The 12,992-nt window shown below is 68.6% G+C and carries 16 protein-coding genes; 6 read left to right on the top strand and 10 right to left on the bottom strand.

Annotated features, from left to right (window positions below; all coding sequences use genetic code 11):
* Positions 1 to 72: 72 nt before the first annotated feature.
* The 3 genes from LQ566_RS08210 (at position 73) to LQ566_RS08200 (ending at position 2,329) form a co-directional block, all read left to right on the top strand.
* Positions 73 to 996, top strand: a complete 924-nt coding sequence (locus LQ566_RS08210) for an aldo/keto reductase (protein WP_231091127.1) — start codon at positions 73 to 75, stop codon at positions 994 to 996.
* 123 nt (positions 997 to 1,119) lie between these two features.
* Complete coding sequence (locus LQ566_RS08205) at positions 1,120 to 1,962, top strand: DsbA family protein (RefSeq protein ID WP_231091126.1); 843 nt, start codon at positions 1,120 to 1,122, stop codon at positions 1,960 to 1,962.
* Positions 1,963 to 2,122: 160 nt separating this feature from the next.
* Positions 2,123 to 2,329, top strand: a complete 207-nt coding sequence (locus tag LQ566_RS08200) for a cold-shock protein (protein WP_231091125.1) — start codon at positions 2,123 to 2,125, stop codon at positions 2,327 to 2,329.
* A gap of 21 nt (positions 2,330 to 2,350) precedes the next feature.
* On the opposite strand, the gene LQ566_RS08195 is transcribed toward LQ566_RS08200, so the two are convergent.
* The 8 genes from LQ566_RS08195 to fdxA form a co-directional block, all read right to left on the bottom strand.
* On the bottom strand, positions 2,351 to 3,592 hold the full coding sequence (locus tag LQ566_RS08195) for a coiled-coil domain-containing protein (RefSeq protein ID WP_231091124.1): 1,242 nt from the start codon (positions 3,590 to 3,592) through the stop codon (positions 2,351 to 2,353).
* A gap of 1 nt (position 3,593) precedes the next feature.
* On the bottom strand, positions 3,594 to 4,256 hold the full coding sequence (locus LQ566_RS08190) for an HAD hydrolase-like protein (protein WP_231091123.1): 663 nt from the start codon (positions 4,254 to 4,256) through the stop codon (positions 3,594 to 3,596).
* Between the two features lie 91 nt (positions 4,257 to 4,347).
* Positions 4,348 to 5,220, bottom strand: coding sequence for an SDR family oxidoreductase (locus tag LQ566_RS08185; RefSeq protein ID WP_231091122.1), 873 nt, complete (start codon positions 5,218 to 5,220; stop codon positions 4,348 to 4,350).
* A complete protein-coding gene (locus LQ566_RS08180) occupies positions 5,217 to 5,840 on the bottom strand; it encodes a TetR/AcrR family transcriptional regulator (protein WP_231091121.1) in 624 nt (207 codons plus the stop codon). Before LQ566_RS08180 ends, LQ566_RS08185 begins: the two co-directional genes overlap by 4 nt.
* Positions 5,841 to 5,898: 58 nt before the next feature.
* Entirely contained in the window at positions 5,899 to 6,498 is a 600-nt protein-coding gene (locus LQ566_RS08175) for a superoxide dismutase (RefSeq protein ID WP_231091120.1), read from the bottom strand.
* Between the two features lie 62 nt (positions 6,499 to 6,560).
* Positions 6,561 to 7,067, bottom strand: coding sequence for a flavin reductase family protein (locus tag LQ566_RS08170; protein ID WP_231091119.1), 507 nt, complete (start codon positions 7,065 to 7,067; stop codon positions 6,561 to 6,563).
* The gene (locus LQ566_RS08165) at positions 7,064 to 8,413 is read right to left on the bottom strand and encodes an FAD-dependent oxidoreductase (RefSeq protein ID WP_231091118.1); all 1,350 of its coding nucleotides are present in this window, start codon (positions 8,411 to 8,413) and stop codon (positions 7,064 to 7,066) included. The genes LQ566_RS08170 and LQ566_RS08165 overlap by 4 nt, the downstream gene beginning before the upstream one ends.
* Complete coding sequence (gene fdxA, locus LQ566_RS08160) at positions 8,410 to 8,733, bottom strand: ferredoxin (RefSeq protein ID WP_231091117.1); 324 nt, start codon at positions 8,731 to 8,733, stop codon at positions 8,410 to 8,412. Before fdxA ends, LQ566_RS08165 begins: the two co-directional genes overlap by 4 nt.
* Before the next feature lie 94 nt (positions 8,734 to 8,827).
* Between fdxA and soxR the strand changes: the two genes are divergently transcribed.
* Entirely contained in the window at positions 8,828 to 9,280 is a 453-nt protein-coding gene (gene soxR / locus LQ566_RS08155) for a redox-sensitive transcriptional activator SoxR (RefSeq protein WP_231091116.1), read from the top strand.
* On the opposite strand, the gene nucS is transcribed toward soxR, so the two are convergent.
* Both nucS and LQ566_RS08145 read right to left on the bottom strand, forming a co-directional pair.
* Positions 9,281 to 9,976, bottom strand: coding sequence for an endonuclease NucS (gene nucS, locus LQ566_RS08150; RefSeq protein WP_231091115.1), 696 nt, complete (start codon positions 9,974 to 9,976; stop codon positions 9,281 to 9,283).
* A 27-nt stretch (positions 9,977 to 10,003) separates the two neighbouring features.
* Positions 10,004 to 10,942, bottom strand: coding sequence for an NAD(P)/FAD-dependent oxidoreductase (locus LQ566_RS08145; protein WP_231091114.1), 939 nt, complete (start codon positions 10,940 to 10,942; stop codon positions 10,004 to 10,006).
* A gap of 66 nt (positions 10,943 to 11,008) precedes the next feature.
* On the opposite strand from LQ566_RS08145, the gene LQ566_RS08140 reads away from it, so the two are divergent.
* The gene (locus LQ566_RS08140) at positions 11,009 to 11,560 is read left to right on the top strand and encodes a helix-turn-helix domain-containing protein (RefSeq protein ID WP_231091113.1); all 552 of its coding nucleotides are present in this window, start codon (positions 11,009 to 11,011) and stop codon (positions 11,558 to 11,560) included.
* A gap of 174 nt (positions 11,561 to 11,734) precedes the next feature.
* A complete protein-coding gene (locus tag LQ566_RS08135; RefSeq protein WP_231091112.1) occupies positions 11,735 to 12,982 on the top strand; it encodes an ABC transporter substrate-binding protein in 1,248 nt (415 codons plus the stop codon).
* Positions 12,983 to 12,992: the final 10 nt, after the last annotated feature.

Here is a 12,992-nt window from a genome sequence, read left to right as displayed (position 1 = left end):
ATCACCACGTCACGCGGCGTCATCCTCGTCGGCAGCGGCCCCGCCCGCGCCGGGGGTTCCTAGGCTGGATGCATGACTGAGACGATCACTGTGGGCCCGCTCATCCTCGGCGGCAATGTCTTCGGGTGGAGCGCAGACCGCGACACCTCCTTCCGCATTCTCGACGCTTTCGTGGACGCCGGCGGCACCACGATCGACACCGCTGATGTCTACAGCGCGTGGATCCCGGGCAACTCGGGTGGTGAGTCGGAGACGATCATCGGCGAGTGGCTGGCCGCGCGGCCGGGCGTGCGCGATCGCGTGCAGATCGGGACCAAGGTCTTCTCCCTGGAATCGCGCCCCGGGCTGTCAGCGGCCAACATCGCCGCGGCGCTCGATGACTCGCTTCGTCGTCTGCAGACCGATCACATCGACATCTACTTCGCCCACCGCGACGACCCGGACGTGGAGCAGGCCGAGGCCTTCGGCGCCTTCGACGCGGCTGTTCGCGCGGGCAAGGTCCGCACGGTCGGCGTCTCCAACTTCGAGCCGGCGCGCATTCGTTCCGCCGCAGCCGTCATCGCCGAGAACGCGCTCACCCCGATCTCCTTCGCACAGGACCAGTACAACCTGGTCGAGCGCGACGCCGAGACCGAGCTGATTCCCACCCTGCTGGAACTGGGCATCGGCGAGGTGCCGTACTTCGCCCTCGCAGCGGGCTTCCTCACGGGCAAGTTCCGTCCGGGCGCTGACGTCGACACGGCGCGCTCGAACTCGGCACGGTACCTCGACGACCCGCGCAACCTCGCGCTGCTGGAGGTGCTGGACGGTGTCGCCGCCGCGCACGACGTGCCGGTGACCGCGGTGAGCCTCGCCTGGCTGCGTTCGCGTCCGTCGGTCGCGGCGCCGATCGCCTCCGCCCGCACGCCCGAGCAGCTTCCGGCACTGGTCGCCTCGTTCGACCTCGCGCTCACCGATACGGAGCTCGACGCCCTCACGGCCGCGTCCGCTCGCTGACGCGACACGCCCGCCGACCCCGTCGGCGGCGATACGGCAACAGGCCCATCCCGAGGCTGGTCTCGCGGGTGGGCCTGGTTGCGCCGGCCCGCGGGCCTGGCGGCTGTCGCCTACCCTGAGGAGGTGTCCGAACCCGTCCAGAACCCGACCGGCCGCGAGCACGCGGCATCCCCGATGACCGTCCCCGGTGCCCCTGCCCCGCAGGCACTGCTGGAGCGCGAGCTGCGCAGCCGGCTGCGCACGTCGACGATCCTGAACGTGATCCTCGGGCTGGTCTCGCTCGGCCTGCTGATCGCGGTGATCCTGCTGGCGCTCCGTCCCGCGGCCCCCGAGGCCGCACCCGCGCCGCAGGCGACGGCCACGTCGGCTCCCACTCCCAGCAGCAGCACCGCGGCCGCGGGAAGCGATGCGGCGCCGCTGGCCGAGCAGGTCGCTCGCCGCACCGCAGACGACCCGATGGCGTTCGGTGACATCGACGCCCCCGTCACCATCGTGGAGTGGGTCGACTACCGGTGCCCGTTCTGCGCAAAGTACACGAACGAGACGATGCCGGCCATCATCGCCGACTACGTGGACACCGGCGCTGTGCGCTACGAGGTGCACGACGTCTCCTTCTTCGGCGAGGACTCGACCGCGGCGGCCGTGGCCGCCCGCGCAGCGGCTGCACAGGGCCGCTTCGGCGAGTTCCTCCGTGTGCTCTATGCCGCCGCTCCCGCCTCGGGGCACCCCGACATGCCGCGCGAGACCCTCGTCGGCTTCGCGCAGAAGGCGGGAGTACCGGATATCGCCGCCTTCACCGCGGCGCTGGACGATCCCTCCCTCGCCGCCGCTGTCACCGCCGACACCGCTCGCGCGCAGCAGATGGGCGTGACCAGTGTGCCGTTCTTCGTGATCGGCGACGAGGTGCTCTCCGGTGCCCTTCCCGAGGCCGACTTCCGCAAGGTCATCGACGCGCAGGCCCCATAGCCCGGTTTCGTATCCCATTCGGGCTATTCGTATCCCATTCCGGTCACGTTTCGGTCACCATCCGAGACGGGGCTCTGTGATATGGGAATCGCTTCCACTAAGTTGGGACCACAATCCCCAAAGGTGCGCGACAGGAGTGCACCCGAAAGAACGGTAAGTAATGAGCACGACAGGCACCGTCAAGTGGTTCAATTCGGAGAAGGGCTTCGGCTTCATCTCTCCCGACGAGGGTGGCGCTGACGTGTTCGCACACTACTCGGCCATCGAGAGCAGCGGCTACCGCAGCCTGGAGGACAACCAGCGCGTCGAGTTCGACGTCGCCCAGGGCCCCAAGGGTCTGCAGGCGGAGAACATCCGCCCCCTCTGAATCTCGGATTCGCCCCGAATCTCAGATCCGATGCGCTCGCCCGAATGCGGCGAGCGCATCGGCGTCTTCGGCGTGTCTGACGGCACGGCGCGCCGCGTCCAGCGCGGCCACCACGTCGTCCGCGTTGCGCGCTCGCGCGAGTTCATCGCGAGCGGATGCCAATCGGATGCGAGCCTCGGCCGATGACCCCGCCGCCACCGCTTGCTCGGCGCGCCCGATGAGCATGCGTGCCGTCGCCAGGGTCCCCGGCAGCGCGTTCTTCGCGCCGTCGAGTCGCGCCCGGGCCGTGCGTGCATCGCCGGCGGCCAGGTCCAGCCGATCGCGCACCCGGGTGACGCCCGCGATCACCGCACTGGGCTCGGTCGCTGCACGCGGCTCCAGCGCGTCCACCGCGGCGGTCGCCGCCTCGGCCGCCTCGCCGAGCCGTGCCGCTGCGACGGGCGGGACCTCGCGCTGAAGCGCCACCACTCGACGGATCTCCGCGCGCACCGAGGCGATCTCTGCCGGTGCCGCGTTGGCTGCGGCGCGCGTCTGCTCGTACGCCTGATCCGCCGACTGCATGGCGCGCTCGGCATCGCGCAGCGCGCGCTCGGCGTCCGTGAGGCGTTCGAGGATGGGCTGAGTGGGGTCGGTGCGCATCTCCTCGGCCGCGAGCAGCGCCTGCTCTGCGGCCTCGAGGTGCCGGCGTGCGGCTCCCAGCGGTTCAGTGGTGTTCTTCGCCTCGTCCTGGGCGAATCGCTCGGCCAGCTCTCGCTCGCGCACCCCGGGTTCGCCGAGCTGCTCGGTGACCTCGGTGATGCGCCGCCGCAGCGCCGTGATCTGGCGCGGCGCATCGGCGTTGCGACGCAGCCAGGCGGCGTGCTGCTCACGCGCGGCTTCGAGCTCCGCGACAGCACTCTCGGCCTCGGTCCGCAGCCGTTCCGATCGCTGTCGGAGCGTGGGGACCGCGGGCGGTGCATCGGAAAGCTCCCGATGGCGGGCAAAGCCGTCGTCGCGCACCTGCACAGCCCGCAGGCGTGCACGGGCCAGCAGAGCCGGCTCTCTGCCGCCGTAGACGGCTCCCGCGAGGCCCAGCTCGATGTCCGCCTCGGCGATGGCATCGTCCAGGCGCACCAGCGCGCCGCCGGCATCTTCGCGCGCGGCCTCTGCGGCGACCGCAGCCGAGGGACGACGCCGAACGCGTCGCACGATCCAGGTGAGGGCGGTGATCGCCACGGCCGTGCCCCCGAAGATGATCAGTGACGGGTAGATCGCCTCCCACATGTCATTCCCCCAACAGCAGTGCGCGCAGCTCCAGCGCATCGTGTGCGACGGCGATCGCGCCGTCTGACTCGTCCGGCTCGCTGAATCCCCACGACACGAAGATCACCGGAACACCGGTCTCCGCGCCGCCGTCGACGTCGTGATGACGATCGCCGACGAGCACCGGACGCGAGATGTCGGCGCCCTGCGCTTCGAGACGCAGCAGCGCCTCCCGGATCACGTCGGTCTTGCTTGCGCGGGTGCGCTCATCCGGAGACGAGCCCACCGTTGCGGTGAGGTGTCCGTCGAGGGCGAAATGGTCCATGAGGGCCACCACCTGCGGCTCCGGCTTGGAGCTGGCGGTGGACTGGGGAATCCCGGCAGCGGCGATGTCCGCCATGAGGTCCGCGACACCGTCGTACAGACGCACGCCAGTGGCATATCCGTCGCGCTTGTTGAGCGTGCGGTAGAAGGTGACGGCCCCGGTCGCCTCTTCCGAGGTCATCCCGAGACGCTCCTGGAAGGACTGGTACATCGGCGGGCCGATCCAGTGGATCAGGTCGTCGTGCGTCGGGGGTACGTGGCCGAAGTGCTCGTGGGCCTCGATCAGGCGGCGGAGGATCCCCTCGGACGCGTCCACGACGGTTCCATCCACATCCCAGAGCACGCAAGACCAGTTCGCCACCTCCCCAGCGTAGCGGCGGTCATTGCGCGCGCATGGATCCACGGCGGGGCACAGGGTTGCGCGCGTGGGGGAGCACCCGATGGTGTTGGGATCATCGCGAGAGCGAGGCGAAGTACTCGCTCAACGTGTGTGTGCCGTAGAGGCTTCCCACCGAGTCCGTCTCCATGCCCTCCAGGAAGAAGCGCGTCAGCGAGCCGGTCCGCGGGCTGATCCGGTCCGCCGTCCAGACAGCCGCCGTGGCCACTGGTCGCGGAACGCTCATGTATCGCGGTTTCCGTCCCGCGGCGGCGAACGCACGGAGCACGATGTCTCGATAGGTGAGCGCCTCGGGGCCACCGACGTCCCACGTGCCTCGGCCTGCATCGAGACGCGTCACACAGAAGTCAGCCAGATCAGCCCCATGGATGGGTGTGAGGACCACGTCCCCGTCTCCGAGGCCGAGTGCCACGCCGCGCCGGGCAAGATCGTAGATCTCGGTGAGGTCGGAGAAGTAGCCCGACGGGTTGACGATCTGCGCCGGCACCGGGGACCGTGTCAGAGCAGTCATGAAGGCGTGCTTCGCGCGGCTGACCGCGGACGTGCCGCGCGCGGCGTTCATGACGCCAACGTAGAGGAACGAGGACACGCGAGCCTGCTCGGCCAGCTCGAGGTAGCGAAGGTTCACGAGGAAGTCGATGTCCCAGGGATCCGCCTTCTGCCGAGTGACTCCGAGGGTTGAGATCACGTGATCGACCCCATCCATCGTGGTGTCGCGCACATCGTCGAGTCCGTCGGGTGCCAGTACCCATTCGTCCACCAGTCCGTCCAAGGCTGGTGCCCCGAACCGTCCCGGGCGGGTGGCCCGCTTCATGTCTCGGACCACCGCACGCACGAGGAAGTTCTCTTCATGCAGTCTGGCGATGATGTGCCGGCCGACATATCCCGTCGCGCCGGCGACGAGAACGCGCCTTCTCGTTTGAGTCATGACGGTTCCGTTCCGCTCGCCTGCGGGGGCGCGTCCAGCTCGAGCCACATGCCCAGGGCCATCAAGACCTCGTTCACCGGCGTGCTCTCGTCGACCGCTCGCTGAAGCAGCAGACCGTCGAGCAGTGCGGCCAGCAGTGCGGCGACTCCGACCACCCGCTCGGTCGGCCAGTGCGGACGCTGTCGCGCAACCCATGCCGTGAGAGCGGCGCGTGCGTCGACAAGTTGCGCTCGAAACGACTCGCCGAGAGCGGGGTCGTGTCCTGCTCCCGCTACCAGCTCGGTTGCGAGCTTGACTCTGCGATCGTCGGACGCCAGGGCTGCGATGGCTGAGCGCAACGAAGCGAGCGCGCTCGTAAAGTCGTCGCTCTCCAGGAAGACTCCGATGATGGGGCCGATGGCGATCTCTCCCGCGTACTGGGCGATCGCCACACGCAGGCCCGCCAGCCCGCCGAAGTGATAGTGGATAAGGCCTGCGTTCGATGAGGCCAGGGCGGCAACCGCACGAGTCGTCACCGCCTCCCAGCCGCCATCGGCGAGCAGGTTCGTACCTGCCAGGACGAGGGCTTCTTTCGTGCGTTGCCCACGCGGCGAAATTGGCCGATCGGCTAAATTGCTCATGTGGCCAACTTTAGCACCGTTCTTGGCGGGCCCCGCGCTGCGAGGCCCGCCAAGACGATCAGCCCCGAGCGGAAGCGAAGCGCCGGGTCACGTCTTCCCAGTTCACGATGTTCCAGAACGCCTTCACGTAGTCGGCGCGGACGTTCGCGTAGTCCAGGTAGTACGCGTGCTCCCACACATCCAGCTGCAGCAGCGGAGTCACCCCGAGCGGGGCGTTTCCCTGCTGGTCGAACAGCTGGAAGATCACCGGACGCTGGCCGAGGTCATCCCACGCGAGCACGGCCCACCCGGACCCCTGTACGCCAAGGGCGGTGGCCGTGAAGTGGTCGCGGAACCGCTCGATCGAGCCGAAGTGCGACCCGAGCGCCTCGGCCAGCTCGCCCTCGGGCTCGCCGCCGCCGTTCGGGGAGAGGTTCTCCCAGAAGACGCTGTGGTTCAGGTGTCCGCCGAGGTTGAACGCGAGGTCCTTCTCGAGCTTGTTGATGTTCGCGAAGTTCCCCGACTCGCGGGCTTCGGCGAGCTGCTCCAGTGCGGTGTTCGCACCGGTGACGTATGCCTGATGGTGCTTGGAGTGGTGCAGCTCCATGATCCGCGCGGAGATGTGCGGAGCGAGAGCGCTGTAGTCGTAGGGGAGGTCGGGGAGGGTGTAGACGGACATGTCCGTTCCTTTCATCGGTTGTCGCGAGCCGGATGGCCCGTGGCCAGGAAACGTCGGTGAGATCAGATCGGATCGCCGACGGCTCGGAAGGTGCGGTCGTGGTAGATCAGCGGAACGCCGCCTCCGGGCTGTTCCGCGGTGTGGATGTCGAGGACTTCGGACACCACGAGCATGGATGAGCCGACCGGCACCTGCTGCAGGCTCCGGCAGCGCAGGGCCACCCGGGCCTCCGCGAGGTGTGGTTCACCGGTCGCCAGCGTCGCCCATCCCTGCTCCGGCGTGAATCGCTCCCCGCCCGAGACGGCGAACGCGCCGGCGATGGCGGCATGCCTGGCATCGAGGAGATGAACCAGGAACGACTCCGCCGCCAGGATGAGACCCGCGCTGCCGGTGGTGCGCGTGACGGAGAACACGAGGGCCGCCGGGTCGATGGCGACCGAGGCGACGCTCGATGCGGTCAGCCCCACCGGCCCCTCCGGCGAGCGTGCGGTGATCAGCGCGATGCCGGCGGGGTGCTCGCGGAACGCGGCCTTGAAGTCGGTGGCGAGGTCGACGGTGGTGGGGGTCATCGTGCGTGCTCCGTGGTGCGGGCGTGGTCGAGGAGGAGGTCGCGGTCGACGATCTTGGTGCGTTCGCGACCGCGTTCGGCGCCGAGCAGGCGCTCGGCCGTGTCGATGCGCAGCCACCCGTCCCAGTCGACGACCCCGGCGAGGCGGTCACGTAGTCGCGCTGAGCCCTCCGGCCCGACGCCGGCCTTCCCGCCGAGGTCTGAGATCAGGCTGTCGACCGTCTCCGCGGCGTCCGACTTCGTCGAACCGATCAGACCGACGGGGCCGCGCCGGATCCATCCCGTCGCATACAGTCCCGGGATGGGCGATCCGTCCGCGCCGAGCACTCGCCCGGCCGCGTTCGGCACGCGGCCGGTGGCCTCGTCGAACGGAACGCCCGGGAGGGGGGAGGAGCGGTAGCCGATGGTGCGGTACACCGCTCCGACCTCGTGGCGCATGATCTCGCCGGTGCCCGCGATACGCCCGAGTTCGTCCGGGCGGGTGCGCTCCATCTCGATCCCGGTGACGCGATGCTCACCGAGGATGCGTGCGGGCTGCTGATAGAAGTGGAGGTGGATGCGGCGGGAGGCGGTTCTCGTGGCGGGGTCGATCGCAGCCCATTCGGACAGCGTGCGCACGACGATGCGGCGCTGGGAGAACTGGGCGATCATGCGCTCCGCGTGCTCATCGAGCACGAGCTGGGCGGGGTCCACGATCACATCGACGTCCCGGCGGGTGCCGAGCTCGCGCAGCTCCAGCGGGGAGAAGCGCACATCTGCCGGGCCGCGACGGATGAGCAGATGCAGGTCGGTCACGGGATTGTGGACGAAGCCGCGCTCGACATGGTCCGGGATGTCCGTGTGGGCGAGGTCCTCGGCGTGGGTGATCAGCATGCGGGCGACGTCGAGCGCGACGTTGCCCGCGCCGATCACGGCCACCGCCTGGGCATCCAGAGGCCACTCGCGCGGAGCATCGGGGTGGCCGTCGTACCAGGCGACGAAGTCCGCCCCGCCGAAGGATCCGGGCAGCTGCTCGCCCGGGATGCCGAGGTCTGCATCCCGATCCGCCCCGGTGGAGACGATCACCGCGTCGTAGGCGGCACGCAGCTCGTCCATCGATACGTCGGTTCCGACTTCGACGTTGCAGAGCAGACGGATTCCCGGGTGCTCGAGAACCTCGTGCAGCGCGTCCTGGATCTTCTTGATGCGCGGATGATCCGGCGAGACGCCGTAGCGCACCAGGCCGTAGGGCGCCGGGAGCTTTTCGAACAGATCGATCTGCACGTCGGGCACGCGGGTGCGGAGGATGTCAGCGGCGTACACCCCGGCGGGGCCCGCGCCGACGATCGCGATCACGGGGTTGGTCATTCGGTCTCCTGGGGTGCGAGGGCGGCGACGAGCGGGTGATCGCGCGGGATGAGACCGGTCTTGGCTGCTCCGCCGGGGGAGCCGAGACCGTCGAAGAACTCCACGTTGGCCTTGTAGTACGCGGACCACTCGTCCGGCAGGTCGTCCTCGTAGTAGATGGCCTCCACCGGGCACACCGGTTCGCAGGCTCCGCAGTCGACGCACTCGTCGGGGTGGATGTAGAGCATCCGCTCGCCCTCGTAGATGCAGTCGACGGGACATTCGTCGATGCACGCGCGATCCTTCACGTCCACGCAGGGCAACGCGATCACATAGGTCACGCAGACCTCCCTCACGATGATCCGGGACCTTTCGGGTCCCACAACGGCTACGCTAGAACCTCAAGTGAAGTTGAGGTCAAGTCAAGGGAACGCCATGGAAGCCGCGCATCGTCCGGACGAGCTGCTGAGCGTCGGCGAGATGAGTCATCGCACCGGTGTCGCCGTCTCCGCGCTGCACTACTACGAGCGGCTGGGGCTCATCGCATCCCTGCGCACGTCGGGAAACCAGCGTCGCTACCCGCGCCACATGCTCCGCCGCGTGGCGCTGATCTCGGTGGCCAAGCGGCTCGGCATCCCGCTGGAGAACGTCAAGGAGGCGTTCGAGAGCGTGCCGCTGTCGAGCACGCCCACCCACGAGGACTGGCAGCGGGCGTCGCGGCGGTGGAAGAAGGTGCTCGAACAGCGGCGCCAGGGAATCGAACGCCTGGAACAGGAACTCACCGGCTGCATCGGATGCGGCTGCCTCTCCATGAAGGCGTGCAGCCTGCTCAACCCGGATGATCAACTGGGCGACTCGGGCTCGGGCGCCCGCCGCATCCCGGTCTGATCAGAACAGCGTGGGGGCTCCGGAGTCCACGCCCTTCATGGCGTCGTAGTCCAGCAGCAGCACCTCGATGCCGCGGTCCACCGCAAGAGTCCGCGCCTGCGGGGCGATGGACTGCGCCGCGAGGATGCCGCGCACGGGGGCGAGCACCGGGTCGCGGTTGAGGAGTTCGAGGTAGCGGGTGAGCTGCTCGACGGCGTCGATGTTCGCCTTGCGCTTGACCTCGATGGCGATGTGGTTGCCGTTGATGTCGCGCACCATGTGGTCTACGGGCCCGATGGCCGTGGGGTACTCGCGACGCACGAGCTGTGCGCCGTCCTCCACCAGGCCGATCTGCTCGGCCAGCAGCCGCTGCAGATCCGCTTCGACGCCGTCCTTCTGCAGCCCGGGGTCGACGCCCAGGTCGTGGGCCGAATCATGGATCAGCTCGAAGATGCGCACCGTGAGCGCGTCGCCGGACTTCTTGTGCACCACGCGCCAGCGTTCCACGACGCCCGCGGCGGTGTCGTCGTCATCGAGATCCTCGACGGAGAACGAGCAGGGCGGGCTCATCCAGTTGAGCGGCTTGTAGGAGCCGCCGTCGGAGTGCACGAGCAGTGAGCCGTCGCCCTTGTGCATCAGCAGACGCGTCGCTTCGGGCAGATGGGCGTTGAGCCGACCGGTGTAGTCGACGCTGCAACGGGCAATGACGAGGCGCACCGGAAAAGCCTACGTCACCGTCGTCGCTCAGGAGCCGACGGCGAGCTCGAAGTCCTCCTCGACGAGGGCGGCGTTCACCGCTGACCCGGTGAACGCGCCGGCGCCTGCCACGAGGGGAACCGTAGCGAACGGGACCACCACGTTGCCCGCCGCCCAGATGCGGGGGTGGCTGGTGCGCTGCATCGCGTCCACGATCAGCGCGCCGCCCTGCTCGCGCGGGGCGCGCGTGAGCTCCAGGCCGTCCAGGAACGCGTCACGGGTCACCGGAGTGCTCGCCGTGAACACGGCGTCGATCGGATGCTCGGCGCCGTCCGCGGTACGGACCGACCGAATCGCCTCGGCACCGCCCACCACCTCGACCACCGGTTCGGCCACCAGCCGTACGCCGCGTGCCTCAAACCCGCGGATCGTGTTCTCGTCGAGCTCACCGAGGCCCGCGGTGAACACCGTCACGTCTTCGCTCCACTGACGCACGAGCCGGGCCTGGTGCATCCCCGCCGGCGAGGTCGTGATCACGCCGAGCCGACGGCCGCGCACCTCCCAACCGTGGCAGTACGGACAATGCAGCACGCTCGCGCCCCAGTTCTCGGCGAGTCCCGGGATCTCGGGCAGCTCATCGCGCACACCGGTGGCGACGATCAGGGCACGCGTGGCGATCGTCTCGCCGTCGGCGAGCTCCACGATCACTCGCGCCAGGCCGCCGTCCCCCTCGCGCACGTCCGTGACCGAGCCGGTGTGGAACTCAACGCCGTAGCCCTCAGCTTCGGCTCGTCCTCGGGAGAGGATCTCAGCCGGCGATCTCCCGTCGTGTCCCAGCACGTTGTGCATGTGCGCGGCGAAGCGATTGCGGGGCTCGCCCGCGTCGATCACGAGTGTGGCGCGCAGGGATCGTCCCAGTGCCTGCGCGGCGCTGAGCCCGGCTGCTCCGGCTCCGATGATGAGGGCGTCCCAGATGCGCTGTGTCATGGCACCAGTCTGCGCGCCTCATGCGACAACGGCACGTCTTCTTGCAGTATCGGCAAGAATGGACGGGTGGAAGAACTGCTGAGGCTGGGACCGCGCCTCCGGGCCGCCCGCAAGGATCGCGGCTGGACGCTGGACGAACTTGCTGAACGTGCCGAAACGTCCGCCAGCACGCTCTCGCGCCTCGAATCTGGAAAGCGCCAGGCCAGCCTGGAATTGCTCATCCCGCTGACGCGGCAACTGGGAATCCGGGTCGACGATCTTCTGGAGCCCGCGGATCGCGATCCGCGGGTGCGGCAGGTCGCCGTGCGGCGCGATGGGATGACCGTGGCGCCCCTCACGCGCGAGGAGTCGGAGGTGCGCGCCTACAAGCTCACCTACCATCCGGGTGCGCCGGAGCGGCCGCTTCAGGTGCACGACGGTCACGAGTGGATCTACGTGCTCTCGGGGCGGCTCCGCCTCGGGCTCGGGGATGCGGAGTTCGTGCTGCATCGCGGAGAGGTGGCGGAGTTCGCCACGACGACGCCGCACCGCATGCGGGCGGACGGATCCCAGCGCACGGAGGTCATCAGCATCTTCAATTCGATCGGCGAGAGGCTGCACCTGCATCCCCTGGAGTGACGCTGGAGCAGGGGAATCCGCCGGTGAAGCGTGGATGCGCCGTCTCGTTGCGTAAACGTGATCGAAACGCTGATTGCGCGATCAGTCTCGATCACATACAGTCGTCTCATTCATGAGGCTAATCGATTAGCTAACCTAGCAAGGAGTCGAGCAGCCACGGTCGAAGGAGATGACGTGAAGCGCAGGATCATCGCCGCGGGAGCGGCTGCCGTTCTCGGTCTGGGGTTGGCCGGATGCGGTGCATCGGAGGGCGGTTCGGCGGACGGGACCGGGGGTGCGGGAGGGTCGACGACGATCACCTACGCCATCTGGGACGACACCCAGAAGGACGCGATGCAGCAGATCGCCACCGCGTTCGAGGCGGAGAACGAGGGCGTCACCGTCAAGGTGGAGGTCACACCGTGGGACAGCTACTGGACCAAGCTGCAGACGGCCATGACCGGCGGCGGCGGTCCCGACGTGTTCTGGATGAACGGGCCGAACCTCGGTCTCTACGCCTCGAACGGTCAGCTCGCTGAGCTCACCGATCTGGACACCTCGAAGTACCCGCAGGGCATCGTCGACCTGTACACGCTCGACGGCAAGACCTACGGAGCGCCGAAGGACTTCGACTCGATCGCGCTCTGGTACAACAAGCGCCTGTTCGAGGCGGCCGGTGTGGCCGAGCCCACCGCGGACTGGACCTGGGAGGACATGCAGGAGGCGGCGAAGAAGCTGACCACGGCTGATGTGAAGGGCTTCGCCTCGGTGGCCGCATCCCAGCAGAACGTCTACCCGGCCATCTACTCCGCCGGCGGCGACCTGATCGCCGGAGGCAAGAGCGGGTTCGCCTCCGCCGACGCGCAGAAGGGCATCGAGTTCCTTCTCTCCTTCATCAACGACGCCACCTCGCCCACCCAGGAGCAGATGACCGACACCGCCCCCACCGAGATGTTCGGCTCCGGGAAGGTCGCGATGATGTTCAGCCAGAACACCAACGCCAACTTCTTCCTGAAGAGCGCCGAGGGGGAGAACATCCAGGTCGCGCCGCTGCCGAAGGGTCCCGCGGGCTCGATCTCCGTGATCCACGGCCTCGCCAACGTCGCGGCGGCCAAGGGCAAGAACGTCGACATCGCCGTGAAGTTCGCCGAGTTCGCCTCGGGGAAGGCCGCCGCGGACATCCAGGCGAAGGCAGGCAACGCCCTTCCCGCCTACGAAGGCACGCAAGATGCCTGGCTCGCCGGCTTCAGCTCACTGAACATGCAGGTGTTCCTCGACGCGGCCGAGACGGCCGAGCCGTACCCCTCGACGCTGGCCGGCGCCGACTGGCACACGGTGGAGGATGAAACGCTGACGCAGATCTGGACGGGTGCCACTCCCGTGGCCGAGGGGCTGACGAAGATCTCCGACGCGCTCCAGGCTTCGCTGGACGGCGAGAACTGAGGCCTCCCGC

Origin of the sequence: Microbacterium nymphoidis, from assembly GCF_021044885.1 — a bacterium.
Lineage (GTDB): Bacteria > Actinomycetota > Actinomycetes > Actinomycetales > Microbacteriaceae > Microbacterium > Microbacterium nymphoidis.
This window is presented reverse-complemented; position numbering and strand designations above follow the sequence as displayed.

Excerpts from the sequence above, each read along its gene's own strand:
- LQ566_RS08200 (WP_231091125.1), top strand. The coding sequence starts at position 2,123 with ATGAGCACGACAGGCACCGTCAAGTGGTTCAATTCGGAGAAGGGCTTC.
- LQ566_RS08145 (WP_231091114.1), bottom strand. The coding sequence starts at position 10,942 with ATGACACAGCGCATCTGGGACGCCCTCATCATCGGAGCCGGAGCAGCC.
- LQ566_RS08195 (WP_231091124.1), bottom strand. The coding sequence starts at position 3,592 with ATGTGGGAGGCGATCTACCCGTCACTGATCATCTTCGGGGGCACGGCC.
- LQ566_RS08165 (WP_231091118.1), bottom strand. The coding sequence starts at position 8,413 with ATGACCAACCCCGTGATCGCGATCGTCGGCGCGGGCCCCGCCGGGGTG.
- LQ566_RS08170 (WP_231091119.1), bottom strand. The coding sequence starts at position 7,067 with ATGACCCCCACCACCGTCGACCTCGCCACCGACTTCAAGGCCGCGTTC.
- soxR (WP_231091116.1), top strand. The coding sequence starts at position 8,828 with ATGGAAGCCGCGCATCGTCCGGACGAGCTGCTGAGCGTCGGCGAGATG.
- LQ566_RS08210 (WP_231091127.1), top strand. The coding sequence starts at position 73 with ATGACTGAGACGATCACTGTGGGCCCGCTCATCCTCGGCGGCAATGTC.
- LQ566_RS08185 (WP_231091122.1), bottom strand. The coding sequence starts at position 5,220 with ATGACTCAAACGAGAAGGCGCGTTCTCGTCGCCGGCGCGACGGGATAT.
- LQ566_RS08180 (WP_231091121.1), bottom strand. The coding sequence starts at position 5,840 with ATGAGCAATTTAGCCGATCGGCCAATTTCGCCGCGTGGGCAACGCACG.
- LQ566_RS08175 (WP_231091120.1), bottom strand. The coding sequence starts at position 6,498 with ATGTCCGTCTACACCCTCCCCGACCTCCCCTACGACTACAGCGCTCTC.